This is a genomic window from Janthinobacterium fluminis (genome assembly GCF_028595325.1).
Taxonomy (GTDB): domain Bacteria; phylum Pseudomonadota; class Gammaproteobacteria; order Burkholderiales; family Burkholderiaceae_D; genus Janthinobacterium; species Janthinobacterium fluminis.
In genome coordinates this window covers 420,102-438,494 of the sequence record NZ_JAQQXR010000004.1, presented here as the reverse complement: position 1 = coordinate 438,494, position 18,393 = coordinate 420,102, and the positions used below count along the sequence as shown (strand labels likewise).

The following is an 18,393-nucleotide window of genomic DNA, read 5'->3' as shown; positions in this document are numbered from 1 at the left end:
TCGGCGCCGCCCATGCCCGGCGCGCGGCTTTGCTATGATGGCGGTTTTGATCCATTCAAAGCACGCCATGTTCCAATTCCTGTTTAAGCGCTCCGCCAGCAAACCGACCGAACCGCAGGCTGTGGCGGTCGACCACGCGGCCACCGCCCAGGCCGCGTCGCGGCGGGCCGAGCACGCGGCCCGGGCGCAGGCCGTGGCCGGCGACGAGGCGGCGGCCACGGCCTTCATCCTGTCCAGCGAATACGCCGACGCGCGCCTGATCGCGGCCGCCCACGTGCACAGCCAGGGCGCGCTGGAACAAGTCCACCAGGCCATGCGCAACACCGACCGCCGCGTCGCCAAGCTGATGCAGGCGCGCCTGGACGTGATCCGCCACGAGCAGGCCGAGCAGCAAAAAGCCCGCGCCGGCATCGACACGGCGCAGCGCCTGCTGCGCGACGGGCAGCTCAGCCCGAACCAGGTGGCCGAGCTGGACCGCCAGTGGCAGGTGATACAGGCGGCGCCGGCCCTGGCGGCCGAATTCCAGGCCGCGCGCGCCGCGCTGGCGCAGCGCCTGGAGGCGCAGGTGGCGCTGCAGCGCGCCGTCATCGACGCCCTGGCCGAGTTGCGCCGCCTGCCGGGCGCCGCGCTGGACGCGGCCGGGGCGGGCGCCGCGCTGGCGCGCTTGAGCGGCGAGCAGGCGCAGCGCGCCGCGGCCGCCGAGTATCCCGCCTTGCCGAAACACTTGCTGAACGACTTCGCCGCCGCCCAGGCCCAGGCCGAGGCGGCGCTGGCCGCGCTGGCGCAGCACCAGGCCGGTTTCGACGCGCGCCAGGCCGCGCTGGCCGAGTGGCAGGCGCAGGAGCCCGCCAGCCTGAACGCGGACAGCCTGAAACGGGCTTGGCAAGCGCTGCCGCGCCTGCCGGCCAATGAACTGACGGCCGGCCTGCAACAGCAATTCGACGCGCTGCTGGCCAGCGCGCCGGCGCCGCGCAAGGCCGTGCGCGAGGAGCGCGCCGCCGCGCCGGCGCAAGACGCCGGCCAGCACTTTCTGGCGGCCCTCGACGGCCTGGAGGCGGCGCTGCAGCAAGGCTTGCTGCAGCAGGCGTCCGAACATGACAAGACCCTGCGCGACAGCAAGCCGGGGCGGCTGACGCCGGCCCAGTCCGAACGCCTGGCCGCCGTGCGCGCCGAATTCAAGCGCCTGGCCGACTGGGCGCGCTGGGGCGGCAACGTCTCGCGCGAGGAACTGGTCAAGGCGGCCGAGGAATTGCCGGCGCAGGAATTGGCGATGGCCGAGCTGGCGAAGAAGGTGGGCAGCCTGCGCGAGCGCTGGAAGTCGCTCGACAGCCTGTCCGGCCACGCGCCGAAATCGCTGTGGGAGCGTTTCGACGCGGCCTGCACGCTCGCCTACGCGCCGGCCGCGCTGCATTTCAAGCAGTTGGCCGAGGAGCGCCACGGCAACGCCGCGAAGGCGCTGGAATTGATCGCCGAGGCGCAGGCGCTGGCCGCCGCCGGCAGCGGCGACTGGAAGCAGATCGCCGCCGCCGGCCAGCGCCTGCGGCTGGGCTGGAGCCGCCTCGGCACCATCGACCGCAAGGAAAAGAAACGCCTCGACGGCGAATTCGGCCAGGCGCTGGACCTGCTGGCGGCGCCGCTGGCCGAGCAGCGCCAGATCGAGGCGGCGCGGCGCGAGCAGCTGATCGTCGAAGTCGGCCTGCTGAAGCCGATGGAGCGCAACACCGTCGACATGCTGCGCGCGCTGCAGGATAAATGGCAGGAGCTGGCCAAGGCGCTGCCGCTGGAGCGGCGCACCGAACAGGCGTTGTGGCAGCGCTTCCGCGCCGCCTGCGACGAGGTCTTCGCCAAGCGCAAGGAAAGCGCCCACGCCGCCGACCACGAGCGGCGCGAGCACCTGCACGCCCGCGAGGCCGTCTGCGCCGCGCTGGAAACGGCGGTCCTGCCCGACACGGGCGACGACAAACAGCGCGCCGCCGCCATTGCCGCGCTGCTGCGCGAGGCGCGCGACGGCTGGCACGGCGCCGGCCCCGTGCCGCGCGTCAGCGAACAGAAGATCGAGCAGCGCTACCACGCGGCGGTGGCGGGGCTGCAGGCGCAGGCGGACGCCATCGCCGAGCGCGCCGGCGCCGCGCAGGCGGATGCGCTGCGCGACAAGCTGCGCCTGTGCCAGGCGCTGGAAAGCGCCGTCGCCGGCAGCGACGGCCAGGACGGCGCCGCCTGGGACGCGCGCTGGAGCGCCCTGGCGCCGCTGGCCGGCCAGTTCGAGCGCAGCCTGCAGGGGCGCTTCGGCGCCGCCCGCACGGCGCTCGACGGCGCCCGCGACGACTACGCCGCGCAGCTCGAAGCGCAGCGCGCCACCCTGCTCAGCGAAGTGCTGCGCCTGGAGATCGTCGCCGGCGTCGACAGCGGCGCCGAGTTCGCCCGCGAGCGCCTGAAGATGCAGGTCGACGTGCTGCAATCGTCGCTGAAGTCGGGCCAGAAGCCGCTGACGCAGGCATCGCAGCTGCTGCAGCTGTGCGCGATTCCGGCGCTGGCCGACGCGCGCACCGTCAGCCGCATCGAAGTGCTGCTGCGCCGCATCGGCGGCGCCGTCAAGGAGGGCAAATGAGCCGCGTGCGCGTCCAGACCGGGGACTTCGACCTGGGCGCGGAAATGGCGCGCCTGCGCGCCGGCAATGCCAAAGTGGGCGCCGTGGTCAGCTTTGTCGGCACCGTGCGCGACCTCAACGAGGGCGCGGCCGTGGCCGGGATGGAGCTGGAACACTATCCGGGCATGACGGAGCAGTCGATCGAGGCCATCGTCGAGCAGGCGATGCGGCGCTGGCCGCTGTTCGACGCGCTGGTGGTCCACCGCGTCGGCCCGCTCAAGCCGCAGGAGCAGATCGTGCTGGTGCTGACCACGGCGGCGCACCGCGGCGAGGCTTTCGCCGCCTGCGAATACATCATCGACTACCTGAAGACCGAGGCGCCGTTCTGGAAGAAAGAGCAGACGCCGCAGGGCGCGCGCTGGGTCGACGCGCGCGTGACGGATGAGACGGCGCTGGCCAAGTGGGCGCAGGCGTGAACTGGCTGGCGGTCGGCGTCGGCGCGGCGCTGGGCGCCTGGCTGCGCTGGGGCATGTCGGTGTGGATGTCCGGCATGCACGCGCGCCTGGCCATCGCCACGCTGGCCGTCAACTGGATCGGCAGTTACCTGATCGGCGTCGCCATCGCCTTCTTCTCCAGCCATCCGGGGCTGGCGCCGGCCTGGCGGCTGTTCGTCATCACCGGCTTCCTCGGCGGCCTGACGACGTTCTCGACCTTCTCCGGCGAGGCGATGGCCTACCTGCAGCGCGGCGAGTACGGCTGGGCCTTCGGCCACAGCGCGCTGCACCTGCTCGGCTCGATCGGCTGCTGCATCCTCGGCGTGGCCAGTTGGCGCGCCGTGGCCGCCTGAGCCCGGCTGTTGGCCTTGCCTGCGGTATTTTCCTTTCGGCGATCCCGCGCACTTGAAAACATCTTGCCTGTCCCAACTTGATTCCTAAGTAAATCATCTCCCGGGAGCAGCTCCATGCGACAAGACAAACTGACCACCAAGCTTCAAGAAGCGCTGGCCGACGCCCAAAGCCTGGCGGTCGGCAACGACAATCCCTATATCGAACCGGTGCATCTGCTGACGGCCCTGCTGAACCAGGACGACGGCGGCGCCCGTTCCATCCTGCAGCGCGCCGGCGTCAACGTCGGCGGCTTGAGCAACGCCCTGAAATCGTCGCTGGAGCGCCTGCCCAAGGTGTCCGGCACGGGCGGCGACGTCCAGGTCAGCCGCGAATTCGCCGGCCTGTTGAACCTGGCCGACAAGGAGGCGCAGAAGCGCGCCGACCAGTTCGTCTCCAGCGAGATGGTGCTGCTGGCGATGAGCGACGACAAGTCCGACGCCGGCAAGCTGGCGCGCGAGAGCGGCTTGACGCGCAAGGCGCTGGAGGCGGCGATCCAGGCCGTGCGCGGTGGCCACAAGGTCGATTCGCAGGAGGCCGAGGGCCAGCGCGAGGCGCTGAAAAAATACACGCTGGACCTGACCGAGCGGGCCCGCATGGGCAAGCTCGATCCGGTGATCGGCCGCGACGACGAGATCCGCCGCGCCATCCAGGTGCTGCAGCGGCGCACCAAGAACAACCCGGTGCTGATCGGCGAGCCGGGCGTCGGCAAGACCGCCATCGTCGAGGGGCTGGCGCAGCGCATCGTCAACAATGAGGTGCCGGAGTCGCTCAAGGGCAAGCGCGTGCTCTCGCTCGACATGGCGGCGCTGCTGGCCGGCGCCAAGTACCGCGGCGAGTTCGAGGAGCGCCTCAAATCCGTGCTCAAGGAGTTGGCGATGGACGAGGGCCAGACCATCGTCTTCATCGACGAGATGCACACGATGGTGGGGGCCGGCAAGGCCGAGGGCGCGATGGACGCGGGCAATATGCTGAAGCCGGCGCTGGCGCGCGGCGAGCTGCACTGCGTCGGCGCCACCACGCTCGACGAGTACCGCAAATACATCGAGAAGGACGCGGCGCTGGAGCGGCGCTTCCAGAAAATCCTCGTCGACGAGCCGTCCGTCGAGGCCACCATCGCCATCCTGCGCGGCTTGCAGGACAAATACGAGCTGCACCACAAGGTCGAGATCACCGACGCCGCCATCATCGCCGCGGCCGAGCTGTCGCACCGCTACATCACCGACCGCTTCCTGCCCGACAAGGCGATCGACCTGATCGACGAGGCGGCCTCGAAGATCAAGATCGAGATCGACTCGAAGCCGGAGGTGATGGATAGGCTGGAGCGCCGCCTGATCCAGTTGAAGATCGAGCGCGAAGCCGTCAAGAAGGAAAAGGACGAGGGCTCGCTGCGCCGTCTCGGCCTGATCGACGAGGAGATCGTCAAGCTGCAGCGCGAGTACAACGACTTCGAGGAAGTGCTGAAGGCCGAGAAGGCGGTGGTCCAGGGCAGCACCCACATCAAGGAGGAAATCGAGCGCGTCAAGCTGCAGATGGAGCAGGCCACGCGCGAGAGCAACTGGCAGCACGTCTCCGAGCTGCAATACGGCACCTTGCCGCAACTGGAGGCCCAGCTCAAGCAGGCCGACTGCGGCGTGGCGCAGCCGGCCGAGGCGGGCAAGCCGAAGCTGCTGCGCACCCACGTCGGCGCCGAGGAAATCGCCGAGGTGGTGTCGCGCGCGACCGGCATCCCGGTGTCGCGCATGATGCAGGGCGAGCGCGAGAAGCTGCTGCACATCGAGGAGCGCCTGCACGAGCGCGTGGTCGGCCAGGACGAGGCGATCAACGCCGTGGCCGACGCCATCCGCCGCTCGCGCGCCGGCTTGAGCGACCCGAACCGGCCATACGGCTCCTTCATGTTCCTCGGCCCGACCGGGGTCGGCAAGACGGAGCTGAGCAAGGCGCTGGCGCACTTCCTGTTCGACTCGGAAGACTCGATGATACGCATCGACATGAGCGAGTTCATGGAGAAGCATTCGGTGGCGCGGCTGATCGGCGCGCCGCCCGGCTACGTCGGCTACGACGAGGGCGGCTACCTGACCGAGGCGGTGCGGCGCAAGCCCTACAGCGTGATCCTGCTCGACGAGGTCGAGAAGGCCCACCACGACGTCTTCAACGTGCTGCTGCAGGTGCTCGACGACGGCCGCATGACGGACGGGCAGGGGCGCACGGTGGACTTCAAGAACACCGTCATCATCATGACCTCGAACCTGGGCTCGCATAAAATCCAGTCGATGGACAGCGACGATCCGGGCGTGGTCAAGCTGGCCGTGATGGCCGAGGTGCGCGCGCATTTCCGGCCCGAGTTCATCAACCGCATCGACGAGATCGTCGTCTTCCACGGCCTCGACGAGAAGAACATCGGCGCCATCGCCAAGATACAGCTGAGCATCCTGGAGCAGCGCCTGGCCAAGATGGAAATGCAGCTCGACGTCTCGGAAGCGGCCCTGCAGAAGATCGCGGAAGCCGGCTACGACCCCGTGTACGGCGCGCGGCCGCTGAAGCGGGCGATCCAGCAGCAGATCGAGAATCCGCTGTCGAAGTTGATTTTGCAGGGCAAATTCGGCCCGAAAGACGTCATCCGCGTCGACGCGCAGAGCGGCGCGCTGGTGTTCGGCGACACGCCGGCGGTGGACATCAAAAAAATGTAAATGGATTGATGCCGGTCTTCATCTTTGCCGAACTGCCCGGATGCCAACGGGCGGATGAGGCAAAGATGAATTTAGTTTAATTTCAAGCCGATGCGGGTCTGGATCGCTTGGTGGCTGTCTTTTCCTGCAAATTCAAAAACGCTAACGGCTCGAAGGGAATTGTTGTGCCTCTTCGTCCGGGGCGTGAACAAGGTTCGCCGCAATCCTCGCCGCTTCGACAGACTCGCCTGAGAAATTCATCAGGAGCACCGCATCCGCCCGACGGGTGCCATTGCAGTCCTGCGTTCCCTCTCTTAATTCGCCAAGACGGCCTACCCGCATTCTGCGTGCTTTAACAGGATGCTGGAAAGGCTTGAGTGCCTACGCATTGCCACGCCGAATTTTAGTTCTCATTTGATAATTGTCGTGTTTCGATGGGAAAATGATTGACCTGAAATCGATGTCAAAATAGAATGTTTAAAGTGAATTAATGATTATTCAATTTTGTTTTTCAACGTCGATAAATGGAGTCTGATCATGTACGAACTTACGGCAGATGAAATTGATGAGGTTAACGGTGGTGTTAAAGCGGGTATGTTTCTGGTAGGCTTTGCTGCAGCCATGGCTGGTGCTGGTTTGGCAGTAGCTGGATTGGGTACGCCGATTACGATAGGTGGCGCAGTTCTTGCCGCTCAAGGCGCTGCTGTAATGAGTATTGCGTTAGTCTCCTAATATAATGCGCAAGTAGCACCTGTAGCATAAGGGGTATCTATCGCCGCTATCAGTATGCCTGAATACGCTCTGGTCTGGAGGCGTAGCCAGATTGCTCCTTTAATTTTGGTGTCTTTCAATTTGCTTGGATACTTCAAATATATGACTTTCTTCTCCGATGGAAATGATGAGTATTTCTCTCTAAATTTGGCGCCAGATAAGAATGAAAAATCGTATGTTTACAAATTAAGTAAGTCGCAAATCTCCACTTCTCAATATTTCATTCCACCTTTGTTTTTTATTTCTGCAATTATTTTTTTTGTGATAATTCTCATTGCTTGTATGGAATTTTTTGGGGTTGGTAAGGTTTACATAGGAAATGACAATCAAGAGGCGATTCTTTTTTCTTTGACTGCTGTTGCAACAATTATTTGCTTCCTGGAATTGTTTCTTTTCTTGTGGATAAGGAAAAATAAAATAATTTTTTCAAAAGAGAGCAGCTTAAAACAAGAGGGAGTGTTTTTCATATTAAATGAAAAATCATGGATGGTTTATCTTATATTTCTATTGAGTATGCTGGCGCCATTTGTTGGTCTTGCAGCTTTGCCTGGAAGTTTGCCGCAGTTCTTCGATGATGCTTCTATTTATGGGCCTTCATTTTTAATTCTATTGGCTCAAATATTTTTTGTGGGAATTGTTCTTTCGGCTTTTTTAATTAGGCGAGTGTTTGTTTTGTTTTTTAAGAAATACCCCGCCTAGCGCTTTTTTGCGCAGCAGTTAAGCCCGGAATCCAGCCCCCGGGCTTGCCTGCGGCCTCAGCCAGCCGCCGCCTGCCGATACTCCGCCTCGCCATGCGGCGCGGCCACGAAGGCGGGCAACTGCTCCGCCTGCTCGGAAAAGCGCTGCAGCGCGGGGAAGTCCTGCGCACTCACCAACTCCGGCACCATCTGCTGAATGAAATGCCAGGCCACGGCCGTGGAAATGCCGGCCTGGTCGATGTGGCCATCGGCCACGGCCAGCGGCGCGCGCAGCAGTTCCGCCTCCAGCTCGGTGCACGCCGCCAACAACTGCCCCGTCACCCGATACACCCAAGGCTGGTGCAATTTCTCGGCCGGGCGCAGCTTGCGCTCGTAAATAATCTGCACGCTCTTTTCGCACACCGCCAGCGCCAGACCGATCACGCGCAGCGCGTGCTGGCGTTGCTCGATCCCGGCCGGCATCAGCGCGCGGCCCGGCGCGGCCAGACTTTCGGCGTAGTCGATGATGAGCGAGGAGTCCATCAGCACGACGCCGTTGTCGCACACCAGCGTGGGCGCCTTGACGACGGGATTGATGGATTGAAATTGTTCGAAGGTGCTGAACACGGAAATGGAGCGGTGCTCGAATGCCAGGCCGAGCAGTTGCAGCGACACGGCGACGCGGCGGACATAGGGTGAGTCGAGCATTCCGATGAGTTGCATGATTTCTCCTGTCTGTGAGGGGGAAGGGCTGGTCACTGCCGACATGATGGCACGAACCGGGCGGCGCCGCGCGGGCCGGTGAGCGGTGCGAAGCGGCTGGCTATGCTGGCATGAAAATGTCGCAGATGAAATATTGCCGCATATGCAATATTATCTCAAGTGCAGTTGGCAATTTTATATATTTTATTATCAATAGTTCTCATTCTCATTTACAATGGCGTCCTCCTGGGTTCACCATTCACCTTCAAGGGAGAGCCGTTTGAGTCATCTGTATTTGCTTATCGCCACGCTGGCGGCCGTCTGTTTTTATCTGGCCTCGCCCCACCAGCATCTATGGCTGGGCGCGCCGCGCCACGCGCGCCGCCTGCGTCTGGCCGGCTGGGCCGGCTGCCTGGCCGCCGTCGGCGCGGGCCATGTCGCACTGGGTTTCTGGGCCGGCCTGTTCGCGGCCCTGAGCGCGCTGATGCTGGCGCTGCTCGCCTTGCCCTATCTGGATTGCTACCGGAGGACGCGCAATGTGGAGTAGATCGCTGGCCGCCGTCCTGCTCGGCTTTCCCCTGTCCGTTGCCCTGGTCGGCCTATGCGTGCTGCTCGGGCCGGGCGCCGGAGGCACGCGCACCTTGCCGATGCTGCTGCTGTTTTTCCCGATCTGGGTCGGCGTGATGAGCCTCGCTTTCATGTTCCGCACCGGCCTGCGCGCCTGGGCCTGGATGGGCGGCGCCACGCTGCTGTCTTTCACGCTGCTGTATCTTGTTAAAGCATTTGGCCTGGTGAGTCTGCCCGCATGAAATCCTCGACCTTACGCGTTTTCCTGAAGGTCCACACCTGGGTCGGCCTGGTCGCCGGGCTGGCCCTGTTCATCGCCTTTTACGCCGGCGCGATCACGGTGTTCACCGACCAGTTGCACCAGTGGGAGCGCAACGATGCGCGCGGCGTGGCCGCGCAATCGACGGCGCTGGCCCAGCCGCTGATCGACGCGGTGCTGCGCGCGCATCCGGCGGCGGCCGACGACTTCATCCTGAGGTTGCCAAGCGCCGACGAGCCGCGCCTGCTGCTGGAGTGGTATGAAGAGCGCAAGCCGCAAGCCGGGCAGTTGCGCCAGTTCAGCCTGGCGCCGGACGGCGCCCTGGTCGAGCATGCGGCCAAATCCGAATTGGCCGAGCTGGTCTACCGCCTGCATTACACGGCCGGTTTGCCCAAAGCCTGGGGCATATACGCGATCGGCTTCGTCTGCGTGCTGTACGGCATGGCCCTGCTCAGCGGCGTCATCGTCTACGCGCCGACGCTGCTGAAAAGCCTGTTTGCGCTGCGGCCTGGCAAGAACCTGAAGGTATTCTGGCAGGACGCCCACAATGCCATCGGCATGTTGTCGCTGCCTTTCCACGTGATCTTCGCGTGGAGCGGGGCGGTGATGACGATCGGCACCCTGATGCTGGCGCCGTTCCAGTTCCTCGTCTTCGACGGCAAGCTGCTGAAGATCATCGAGCCCGAGCTGAGTCTGGTCAGCCACCCCGTCGAAACGGGCAAGCGGGCGCCGCTGATGCCGGCCCACGAGTTGCTGGCGCGGGCGCAGGCGGCGGCGCCCGGTTTGCAGGCGAAGTCGATGAATTACGACCATGTCGGCGACAGCAGCGTGCAGGTGCAGGTCTACGGCAGCAATGCCGAGCGCACGCTGAACAACCTGGCCGGCGTGGCCTTGAACGGCAGTAACGGCGCCGTGTTGCGCGTGGTGCAGCCGCACAGCATGAGCCCGGGCAATGCCTTCCTGCGCGCCCTGTATGTTCTGCATTACGGCAATTTCGGCCATGCCGCGATGCAATGGCTGTACTTCGTGCTGGGGCTGGCGGGCGCCTTCCTGTTCTACAGCGGCAATTTGCTGTGGGTCGAGGCGCGCCGCAAGCGCAACCAGCTCGAACAGCCGCGCAACACCCGCTTGATGGCGCAATTGACGCTGGGCGTTTGCCTCGGCTGCATCGCCGGCATTTCCGCGATGTTCATCGCGAATAAGCTGGTGCCGCAGGGCTGGGGTGCGCTGGCGCTGTGGGAGCAGCGCAGCTACTACGCCGCCTTCTTCCTCTGCGTGGCATGGGCCTTTGCGCGGCCGCCGGCGCGCGCCGGCCACGAATTGCTGCTGTTGTGCGCGCTGCTGACGGGCGGCATTCCGCTGGCGAACTACTGGTCCAGCGGCGACCATCTGCTGGGCACGCTGTGGCGCGGCCAGTGGCTGGTGTTCGGCGTCGACGCCGTGGCGCTGCTGGCCGCGTGGCTGTACTGGCGCATGGCGCGGGCGACGCTGCGGCGCGGCCTGAACGGCGACTCGAACAGCGTCTGGGCCTTGCCGGGCGCGCGCGACGCCTTGCCGGCCGCGCGCCATGCCACCGGCGGAAAACTGCGCGCGGACCTGTAAGCCAGGGGGCCGGATTCCGGCTCCCCCGGCGTCGCCTCAGCCGCCCCGGCCGTCGGCGAAAAAGGCCGACGGCGAGCTGCCGAAGGTCTTCTTGAACATGGCCGAGAACGCCGACTGGCTGGCGTAGCCCAGCTCCTCGGCGACCTGCGACAGCGGCGTGCCGCGGGCGATCAGCGGCGCCGCGTGCGCCAGCCGCACTTGCTGGCGCCACTGGCCAAACGTCAGCCCCAGCTCGCGCTCGAACAGGCGCGCCAGCGTGCGCTCGGACGCGCCGACCTGGCGCGCCCAATGCTCCAGAGTCAGATTGGCGCCCGGGTGGTCGATCAGGGCCGCGCACAGGGCCTTCAGGCGCTTGTCCTCCGGCATGGGCACGCGGATGGGGCGGCTCGCCGCGTTCGCCAGCTCGTCGAGTATCAGCTCGGCCAGCATGCCCTCGCGGGCCGGCGCCGCGCCGGGGCCGAGCTGCTCCAGCGCGACGATCAGCTCGCGCAGCAGCGCCGACACTTCCAGCACCTTGCATTCGTCGGCGAACGGGGCCCGCTCGGGCAGGATGCACAGCGGCCGCAGGCGGGTCTTTTCCAGCATCGTCACCCCGTGCACGACATGCGGCGCGATCCAGATGGCCCGCTGCGGCGGCACAATCCAGCTGCTGTTCATGGCCGTCACGCGCAGCATGCCCTCCAGCGCGAACGTGACTTGGCCCCAGGGGTGCTGGTGCGGGCTGAGGAACTCGTCGGCCGGCAAGTCGCGCGCCAGCATCGTCACCGGGCGTTGCGGCGTCGGCTGCTTGCTGGGCGGGCAGGGGCGGCTGTGGGTGAGAATGGGAATGGCCATGGGGTCCGGGTCGAGGTTGGCGTTAATGCGATAAATTATGGCTCTTTATCTTGAAACAGTCGATATCAATCTCATTAAACTGGCTCTTCGATAAGAAAAAGAGGAACCGTATGAGCACAACAGACTTGCGCCAGGATGCGCGTGTGATCGGCCTGGTGGGCCTGGCGCACGGCGTTTCCCATTTCTACCACCTGATCCTGGCCGCGCTGTTTCCGTGGCTGAAGCAGGAATTTAGCCTGTCTTATTCCGAATTAGGTCTGCTGATGACGGTCTTCTTCGTCGTCTCCGGCGTCTGCCAGGCGCTGGCCGGCTTCGTCGTTGACCGCGTCGGCGCGCGTGCCGTGCTGTTCGGCGGCATCGGCCTGCTGGGCCTGTCGGCGCTGTTGCTGGCCGGCGCCGGTAGCTACCCGTTGCTGCTGCTGGGCGCCATGCTGGCCGGCGTCGGCAACGGCGTCTTCCACCCGGCCGACTACACGCTGCTGAACCAGCGCGTGTCGGCGGCGCGGCTGGCGCACGGCTTTTCCGTGCACGGCATCACCGGCAACCTCGGCTGGGCGGCGGCGCCGCTGTTCCTCACCTTCGTCGCCGGCCACGCCGGCTGGCGCAGCGCGCTGCTGTGCGCCGCCGCGCTGCCGTTCGCCGTGCTGCTACTGCTATTCCTGAACCGCGAGGCGCTGCGGCCCGACCCCATCGCCGCCCACCAGCCGGGCCAGACCGGCGGCGCGCTGGCCTTCCTGCGCCTGCAAGCGGTGTGGATGTGCTTCGCCTTCTTCCTCGTCACCGCCGTCGCGCTGGGCGGCATCCAAAGCTTCGCCTCGGTAAGCCTGGTGGCGCTGTACGGCATGTCGCTGGCCTGGGCCACCAGCGCCTACACGGCCTATATGCTGGCGTCGGCGGGCGGCATGCTGCTGGGCGGCTTCCTGGCCGCCAACAGCCGCCAGCACGACCGCACCATCGCCTGGGCCTTCGCCGGCGCGGCGCTGCTGGCGCTGCTGCTGGCCAGCGCCCTGGTGCCGGCCTGGGGCGCAGTCGTGCTGATGGGCGCCATCGGCTTCGCGGCCGGCATCGCCGGACCGTCGCGCGACCTGATGATCAAGGCGGCCGCGCCGAAGCAGGCCACCGGGCGCGTCTACGGCGTCGTCTACTCCGGCCTCGACAGCGGCCTGGCCATCGGCCCGCTGCTGTTCGGCGCGCTGATGGACGCCAACCGCCCGGCCTGGGTCTTCATCTGCATCGCCGTGTTCCAGGCGCTGGCCATCGTCACGGCCGTGGGCCTGGGCGGCAAAACCCGCGCATTGCAACTGCAAAAAGCATAGAATTGTGCGCACCTGACCACTTCGCGGACCCGACCATGACTTTTGCCACCACCGACCTGTGCGATGACCATGCCCTCTTGCTGGAAGACGGCAGGCTGGCCGTGCTGCCGCCGCTGTTCCGCCACTTCGGCAAACACCGCCGCTTCTTCGGCCGCGTCACGACCCTGAAGGTATTCGAGGACAACGCCCTGGTGCGCGCCACGCTGGAAACGCCGGGCAACGGCCACGTGCTCGTCATCGACGGCGGCGGCAGCCTGCGCAGGGCGCTGGTCGGCGGCCAGTTGGGCCTGCTGGCCCAGGACAACGGCTGGAGCGGCATCGTCGTCGACGGCTGCATCCGCGACAGCGAGGAAATCGACGCCTGCGAAATCGGCGTCAGGGCGCTGGCCGCCCATCCGCAAAAGAGCGCCAAGAAGGGCGCGGGGGAACGCAACGTCCGCGTCCACATCTGCGGCGTGCCGGTCAATCCGGGCGACTGGATTTACGCCGACGCCGACGGCGTGCTGGTGGCGCAACAGAAGCTCAGCTGAAGCGGCGCCCTGGGCGCCAGACGAAAAAAATGCCCCGCACAATGCATGTCGGGGCATTTTTTTGCGCGGCAAAGCCGCCGCGGGTCTTACTGCGCTTTACGGCGGCGCGCGATGAAACCGATCATGCCCAGGCCGGCCAGCAGCATCGCATAGGTATCCGCTTCCGGCACCGCGCTCACTGGCGAGCCGAAGAAGCCGGCGTGCGACAGAATCGTGCCGCCATTTTTCTTAACGCCATTGCTGTCATAGGAAATGCTCGAAATGCCGCCGGCGACCAGGCTGCCGTCGAAGCGGTACAGCGAAAACGCATTGGCTTGCTTCAAGCCGATGACGAAGACGCCGGCCTGTGCCGTGTCGAACGAGATGGTGCCGTTGTCCAGCGCGCCCGCATCCGCCGAGAAGGGATTGCCCACCGTGGCGAACTGCTGGCTGGCGAAATAGGTATTGGTGCTCAAGCCAAAGCCGGACGCAATCGCGCTGTAGATGCTGCTGAGCTGGTTATCCATATTGCCGGTGAACGAACCGAGGCAGCCGGTATAGCCTGGCTGCGCCGTCGTGACGGCCGACGAGGTGCACGCGACGGAGCCAAGGGTCAAGGCGGCGGACGCAGGGGCGGCGGCCAGGCTGGCGAGGATGGCCGCAGAGGCGATGGCGGCGGGAATTTTCTTCAGCATGATATTTCCTTTTGGGCGGGTGGGGGTGGGGGCGGCGGTTAAAGATTGATCTGCATCAAGTGTTATTGCAAAGAGTATCACGTACTTTCCAAAAAGAACATAATGTTGGTTTTTATTCAGCACTATTTTTTTGGTTGCTGCTTTCTTGCAACATCGGCCGCGCCGCATGCCGGGACGGGCCGCCAAGGGCGGCGCCGGGCTGGCGCGCCGGTCCGCCGAGTGTTGTTTTTTTTACGCGGCCGCCGCCAAAGCGGGGCGTTTTTTCACGATGCGCTTGCGCCGTTTCACGATGTGGAAAGTGGCCTGCCGGCACTGGCTCATTTTCTCCCATCTCAAGAAATAACATTTCGCATCGCAAAAAATGAATTTTAAATCATTGAAATTAAAGGAAAATATTTTACTTATATGTCTTATATAAGAGTCTTGCTGCTTCGCACAAATGGGCCTATTATTTGTCTAACGGATTTCGTTTTTTAACTTTGTATGTCAATTAGGAGAGCACCATGGCAACTCGTGAACAGCAAGTAGCAGCCCTGCAAAAAGACTGGGACAGCAACCCGCGATGGAAAGGCATCGTGCGCAACTACACGGCCGACGACGTCGTGCGTCTGCGTGGCTCGCTGCAGATCGAGCACACCCTGGCCAAGCGCGGCGCCGAAAAATTGTGGGACCTGGTCAACAACGAACCCTTCGTCAACGCCCTGGGCGCGCTGACGGGCAACCAGGCCATGCAACAAGTCAAAGCCGGCTTGAAAGCGATCTACCTGTCGGGCTGGCAAGTTGCCGGCGACGCCAACAACGCCGGCGAAATGTACCCTGACCAATCGCTGTACCCGGCCAACTCCGTGCCAACCGTCGTCAAGCGCATCAACAACACCTTCACCCGCGCCGACCAGATCCAATGGTCCGAAGGCAAAGACGACATCGACTTCTTCGCCCCCATCGTTGCCGACGCCGAAGCGGGCTTTGGCGGCGTGCTCAACGCCTACGAACTGATGAAATCGATGATCGACGCGGGCGCCGCCGGCGTCCACTTCGAAGACCAGCTGGCGTCCGTCAAAAAATGCGGCCACATGGGCGGCAAAGTCCTGGTGCCATCGCGCGAAGCGGTGGAAAAACTGACGGCGGCGCGGCTGGCGGCCGACGTCATGGGCACCTCGACGCTGGTGATCGCCCGCACCGACGCCGAAGCGGCCGACCTCTTGACCTCCGACGTAGACGACAACGACCGCCCATTCTGCACCGGCGAGCGGACCGTCGAAGGCTTCTACAAAACCCGTCCGGGCATCGACCAGGCGATCTCGCGCGCCCTGGCCTACGCCCCGTATGCCGACCTCGTCTGGTGCGAAACGGGCAAGCCGGACCTGGCCTTCGCGAAAAAATTCGCCGAAGCCGTGCACGCCAAATTCCCTGGCAAAATGCTGGCCTACAACTGCTCGCCCTCATTCAACTGGAAAAAGAACCTGGACGACGCCACCATCGCCAAATTCCAGAAAGAACTGGGCGCCATGGGCTACAAATTCCAGTTCATCACCCTGGCTGGCTTCCACGCGCTGAACTACGGCATGTTCAATCTGGCGCACGGCTACGCCCGCCACCAGATGAGCGCCTTCGTCGAACTGCAAGAAGCCGAATTTGCCGCGGCCGAAAAAGGCTTCACGGCCGTCAAACACCAGCGCGAAGTGGGCACCGGCTACTTCGACGCCGTCACCCAAGCCATCCAGCAAGGGCAGAGCTCGACGACGGCCCTGCACGGCTCGACCGAAGACGAACAATTCTTCGACGCCAAAAAAGTCGCCTGATCGCGCGGCGGGGCGCCTGCCCCGCGAATAGCCGCCCGAACGCAAGTTCCGGGCGGCTTTTTCTCGCCCCCACCCCTGGGGTCAGGTCTAGACATGACGGTTTTCCCCTCACCAACAATGGGGTCAGGTCTAGACATGGCGGTTTTTTCCGCTCAAGTTGCGGCCGGTAACTGTCCTTGCGCACTGTGCCTAGATCAAACCTTGCCGTGACTGCGCTTGCGCATAGGGTTTCGCTCGCTAGACTGACGCCATGAGCCGACCATTGCGCATTGAATATCCCGGAGCCATCTACCATGTGACGTCGCGCGGCAACGACCACGCGCCGGTCTTTCTGGTCGATGGCGACAGGCATCAATTTTGTCGCTTGCTGGAGGAGTGCGTCGACCGTTTCGGCTGGATTTGCCATGCCTACTGTTTGATGGGCAACCATTACCATTTGATGCTGGAAACCCCGGCCGCGAATCTGTCCGCCGGCATGCGGCATTTGAACGGCAACTACACGCAGTGGTTCAATTGGCGGCATGAGCGCGTCGGCCATGTGTTTCAGGGCCGCTTCAAGTCTATCCTGGTGGACAGGGACAGCTATCTGCTGGAGTTGTGCCGCTACATCGTGCTCAATCCGGTGCGCGCCTTGATGGTGCCTGCGGCGGCGGATTATCCGTGGAGCAGTTACCGCGCCACCAGCGGCGCGGCGCACGTGCCGCACTGGTTGCGCGTGCGCTGGCTGCTGAGCCAGTTCGACGACGATGCCGGACTCGCCGCACGCAAATATGCGGCCTTCGTCGCGCAAGGGCTCGGCGAGGCCTCGCCCTGGTTTGCCTTAAAGGGCCAGGTCTTGCTGGGCGCCGATGCCTTCGTCGCGGCCATGCGCCCGCGCATCGAGGAAAAATGTGTGCCGCCCGATATTTCCGCGGCACAGCGCTTCGCCTTCCGCCCCGGCTTGGCGGCAATACTGGGCCAGGCCGGCGCCGACGACAAGCCGGCCCGCGACGAGTTGATACGCAGCGCACACCTGGATTTCCACTACTCCAAGTCCGACATTGCCCGCGCGACAGGCATGCACCGTTCCACTGTGGGGAAAATCATACAATTTCAGCGCTAAACCGCCATGTCTAGACCTGACCCCATTGTTGGCGAGCGGAAAACCGTCATGTCTAGACCTGACCCCAGGGGTTTTTGGTGTTGCGGGTCTTTCTAGTGGATAATGCTGGTAATTACGCGCTGTTTTCGCTGTCCTTTGCTGTTTCTTGTTCATCTCTCCGATGCCTCGCCTGGCGGGAGCCGCAGCGCCACCCGATCGTTTCTTTTTATGGAATTTCCTAGCTTATGTTGAGTTACCGCCACGCCTTTCACGCTGGTAATCACGCCGATGTGTTGAAGCATTTTGTGCAGATCCAGCTGCTGCAGTATTTGAATCAGAAGGATACTGCCTATAGTTATATCGATACCCATTCGGGCGCCGGCGTGTATGCCCTCGACGGCGGTTATGCGTCGAAGAACGCGGAGTATGAGACGGGCATCGCGCCGCTGTGGGACCGCAGCGATTTGCCGCCAGCCTTGGCCGAGTATGTGAATTTGGTGAAGGCGATGAATCCGAGCGGGAAGATGCGCTATTACCCCGGCTCGCCGTATTGCGCCGATAAGGTGATGCGCGAGGAGGACCGTTTGCGCCTGTTCGAGTTGCATCCGGCCGACGCGAAGATCCTCGCCGATAATTTCCGCAAGGTGGAGGCGCACGCCGCCGAGCAGGGCCAGCGTCCGAGCGCGCGCGGCCGCCGCGTGATGATTAGCAAGGCCGACGGTTTCCTCGGTTTGAAGGCTTTGTTGCCGCCGCCGTCGCGCCGCGCGCTGGTGTTGATCGATCCGCCCTATGAAGACAAGATGGATTACCGCAAGGTGAAGGATACCTTGGCCGATGCCTTGCAACGTTTCCCGACCGGCACTTACGCCGTCTGGTATCCGCTGTTGCAGCGCATGGAGTCGCGCCAGTTCGCCTCCAAGCTCAGCCAGTTGCCGGCGACGAATTGGTTGCATGTGACCTTGACGGTGAATACGCCGGCGCCCGACGGCTTCGGCTTGCACAGCAGCGGCATGTATGTGATTAATCCGCCGTACACCCTGGAGCCGATGTTGCGTGAAGTGATGCCGTATCTGGTCAAGGTGCTGGGCCGCGACGAGGGCGCCAAGTTCGTGCTGGAAGTCGGTTCGGGGCCGATGCGCGGCACCGGCACCGGCACCGGTCCGGTGCGGGCTTTGTCGTCCATGCCGCGGGTCGGCGGTTCGCTGCGCCAGCCCGGCGCCGCGCCGCGCGATGCCGCCGGCGCCGGCCGCCCGGGCGGCAGCGGCGCCCGCCCGGCCGGCGGCAGCGCCCGCCCTTCCGGCAGCGGAACGAGGCCGCCACGCAACACTGGCCCGCGCCGCCCCTAAGCGCCGAGTTAATTCGGCGTGTTAAATCGCTAATGTGGCGTATAGTTTCAGTTAATGGGAGGCGCAGTCCGCTTCCCATTGGGCAAGCCGCA

18 protein-coding genes are annotated in these 18,393 nt (G+C 64.2%); 15 read left to right on the top strand and 3 right to left on the bottom strand.

Going from position 1 to position 18,393, the window contains the following annotated elements; genetic code table 11:
- The first annotated feature begins 67 nt into the window (after positions 1-67).
- The 6 genes from OIK44_RS12855 to OIK44_RS12830 all read left to right on the top strand — a co-directional run bounded on the left by OIK44_RS12855 (position 68) and on the right by OIK44_RS12830 (position 7,610).
- A complete protein-coding gene (locus OIK44_RS12855; RefSeq protein ID WP_273671151.1) occupies positions 68-2,608 on the top strand; it encodes a DUF349 domain-containing protein in 2,541 nt (846 codons plus the stop codon).
- Positions 2,605-3,063, top strand: a complete 459-nt coding sequence (locus OIK44_RS12850; protein WP_273671150.1) for a molybdenum cofactor biosynthesis protein MoaE — start codon at positions 2,605-2,607, stop codon at positions 3,061-3,063. Before OIK44_RS12855 ends, OIK44_RS12850 begins: the two co-directional genes overlap by 4 nt.
- Positions 3,060-3,434, top strand: coding sequence for a fluoride efflux transporter CrcB (crcB, locus tag OIK44_RS12845; protein WP_273671149.1), 375 nt, complete (start codon positions 3,060-3,062; stop codon positions 3,432-3,434). The genes OIK44_RS12850 and crcB overlap by 4 nt, the downstream gene beginning before the upstream one ends.
- 114 nt (positions 3,435-3,548) lie before the next feature.
- Positions 3,549-6,161 (top strand): ATP-dependent chaperone ClpB, encoded by a 2,613-nt coding sequence (clpB, locus tag OIK44_RS12840; protein WP_273671148.1) that lies wholly within the window; start codon positions 3,549-3,551, stop codon positions 6,159-6,161.
- Positions 6,162-6,677: 516 nt separating this feature from the next.
- Positions 6,678-6,872: a hypothetical protein gene (locus OIK44_RS12835; RefSeq protein WP_273671147.1), complete on the top strand. Its 195-nt coding sequence runs from the start codon at positions 6,678-6,680 to the stop codon at positions 6,870-6,872.
- A 54-nt stretch (positions 6,873-6,926) separates the two neighbouring features.
- Positions 6,927-7,610, top strand: coding sequence for a hypothetical protein (locus OIK44_RS12830; protein WP_273671146.1), 684 nt, complete (start codon positions 6,927-6,929; stop codon positions 7,608-7,610).
- Between the two features lie 56 nt (positions 7,611-7,666).
- Here the strand turns inward: OIK44_RS12830 and OIK44_RS12825 are convergent, their stop codons facing one another.
- Entirely contained in the window at positions 7,667-8,311 is a 645-nt protein-coding gene (locus OIK44_RS12825) for a glutathione S-transferase (RefSeq protein WP_273671145.1), read from the bottom strand.
- A 259-nt stretch (positions 8,312-8,570) separates the two neighbouring features.
- Between OIK44_RS12825 and OIK44_RS12820 the strand changes: the two genes are divergently transcribed.
- Genes OIK44_RS12820 through OIK44_RS12810 form a run of 3 tightly spaced genes read left to right on the top strand, consistent with a single transcriptional unit; the run spans position 8,571 to position 10,718 of the window.
- The gene (locus tag OIK44_RS12820) at positions 8,571-8,837 is read left to right on the top strand and encodes a hypothetical protein (RefSeq protein WP_273671143.1); all 267 of its coding nucleotides are present in this window, start codon (positions 8,571-8,573) and stop codon (positions 8,835-8,837) included.
- A complete protein-coding gene (locus tag OIK44_RS12815; RefSeq protein ID WP_273671142.1) occupies positions 8,827-9,099 on the top strand; it encodes a hypothetical protein in 273 nt (90 codons plus the stop codon). Before OIK44_RS12820 ends, OIK44_RS12815 begins: the two co-directional genes overlap by 11 nt.
- On the top strand, positions 9,096-10,718 hold the full coding sequence (locus OIK44_RS12810) for a PepSY-associated TM helix domain-containing protein (RefSeq protein WP_273671141.1): 1,623 nt from the start codon (positions 9,096-9,098) through the stop codon (positions 10,716-10,718). Before OIK44_RS12815 ends, OIK44_RS12810 begins: the two co-directional genes overlap by 4 nt.
- 36 nt (positions 10,719-10,754) lie before the next feature.
- On the opposite strand, the gene OIK44_RS12805 is transcribed toward OIK44_RS12810, so the two are convergent.
- A complete protein-coding gene (locus OIK44_RS12805) occupies positions 10,755-11,552 on the bottom strand; it encodes a helix-turn-helix domain-containing protein (RefSeq protein ID WP_273671140.1) in 798 nt (265 codons plus the stop codon).
- 110 nt (positions 11,553-11,662) lie between these two features.
- Here OIK44_RS12805 and OIK44_RS12800 point away from each other — a divergent pair, with 110 nt between their 5' ends.
- Both OIK44_RS12800 and rraA read left to right on the top strand, forming a co-directional pair.
- The gene (locus OIK44_RS12800) at positions 11,663-12,868 is read left to right on the top strand and encodes an MFS transporter (protein WP_273671139.1); all 1,206 of its coding nucleotides are present in this window, start codon (positions 11,663-11,665) and stop codon (positions 12,866-12,868) included.
- Positions 12,869-12,903: 35 nt separating this feature from the next.
- Positions 12,904-13,398 carry a ribonuclease E activity regulator RraA gene (rraA, locus tag OIK44_RS12795; RefSeq protein ID WP_273671138.1) on the top strand — a complete coding sequence of 165 codons (495 nt, stop codon included), beginning with the start codon at positions 12,904-12,906 and terminating at the stop codon, positions 13,396-13,398.
- 86 nt (positions 13,399-13,484) lie between these two features.
- On the opposite strand, the gene OIK44_RS12790 is transcribed toward rraA, so the two are convergent.
- Complete coding sequence (locus OIK44_RS12790; protein WP_273671137.1) at positions 13,485-14,072, bottom strand: PEP-CTERM sorting domain-containing protein; 588 nt, start codon at positions 14,070-14,072, stop codon at positions 13,485-13,487.
- A gap of 102 nt (positions 14,073-14,174) precedes the next feature.
- Here OIK44_RS12790 and OIK44_RS12785 point away from each other — a divergent pair, with 102 nt between their 5' ends.
- The 4 genes from OIK44_RS12785 (at position 14,175) to rlmJ (ending at position 18,301) form a co-directional block, all read left to right on the top strand.
- Positions 14,175-14,444: a hypothetical protein gene (locus OIK44_RS12785; RefSeq protein ID WP_273671136.1), complete on the top strand. Its 270-nt coding sequence runs from the start codon at positions 14,175-14,177 to the stop codon at positions 14,442-14,444.
- A gap of 131 nt (positions 14,445-14,575) precedes the next feature.
- Entirely contained in the window at positions 14,576-15,874 is a 1,299-nt protein-coding gene (gene aceA / locus OIK44_RS12780) for an isocitrate lyase (protein WP_273671135.1), read from the top strand.
- 250 nt (positions 15,875-16,124) lie between these two features.
- The gene (locus OIK44_RS12775) at positions 16,125-16,976 is read left to right on the top strand and encodes a transposase (RefSeq protein ID WP_273671134.1); all 852 of its coding nucleotides are present in this window, start codon (positions 16,125-16,127) and stop codon (positions 16,974-16,976) included.
- A gap of 269 nt (positions 16,977-17,245) precedes the next feature.
- On the top strand, positions 17,246-18,301 hold the full coding sequence (gene rlmJ, locus OIK44_RS12770) for a 23S rRNA (adenine(2030)-N(6))-methyltransferase RlmJ (RefSeq protein ID WP_273671133.1): 1,056 nt from the start codon (positions 17,246-17,248) through the stop codon (positions 18,299-18,301).
- Positions 18,302-18,393: the final 92 nt, after the last annotated feature.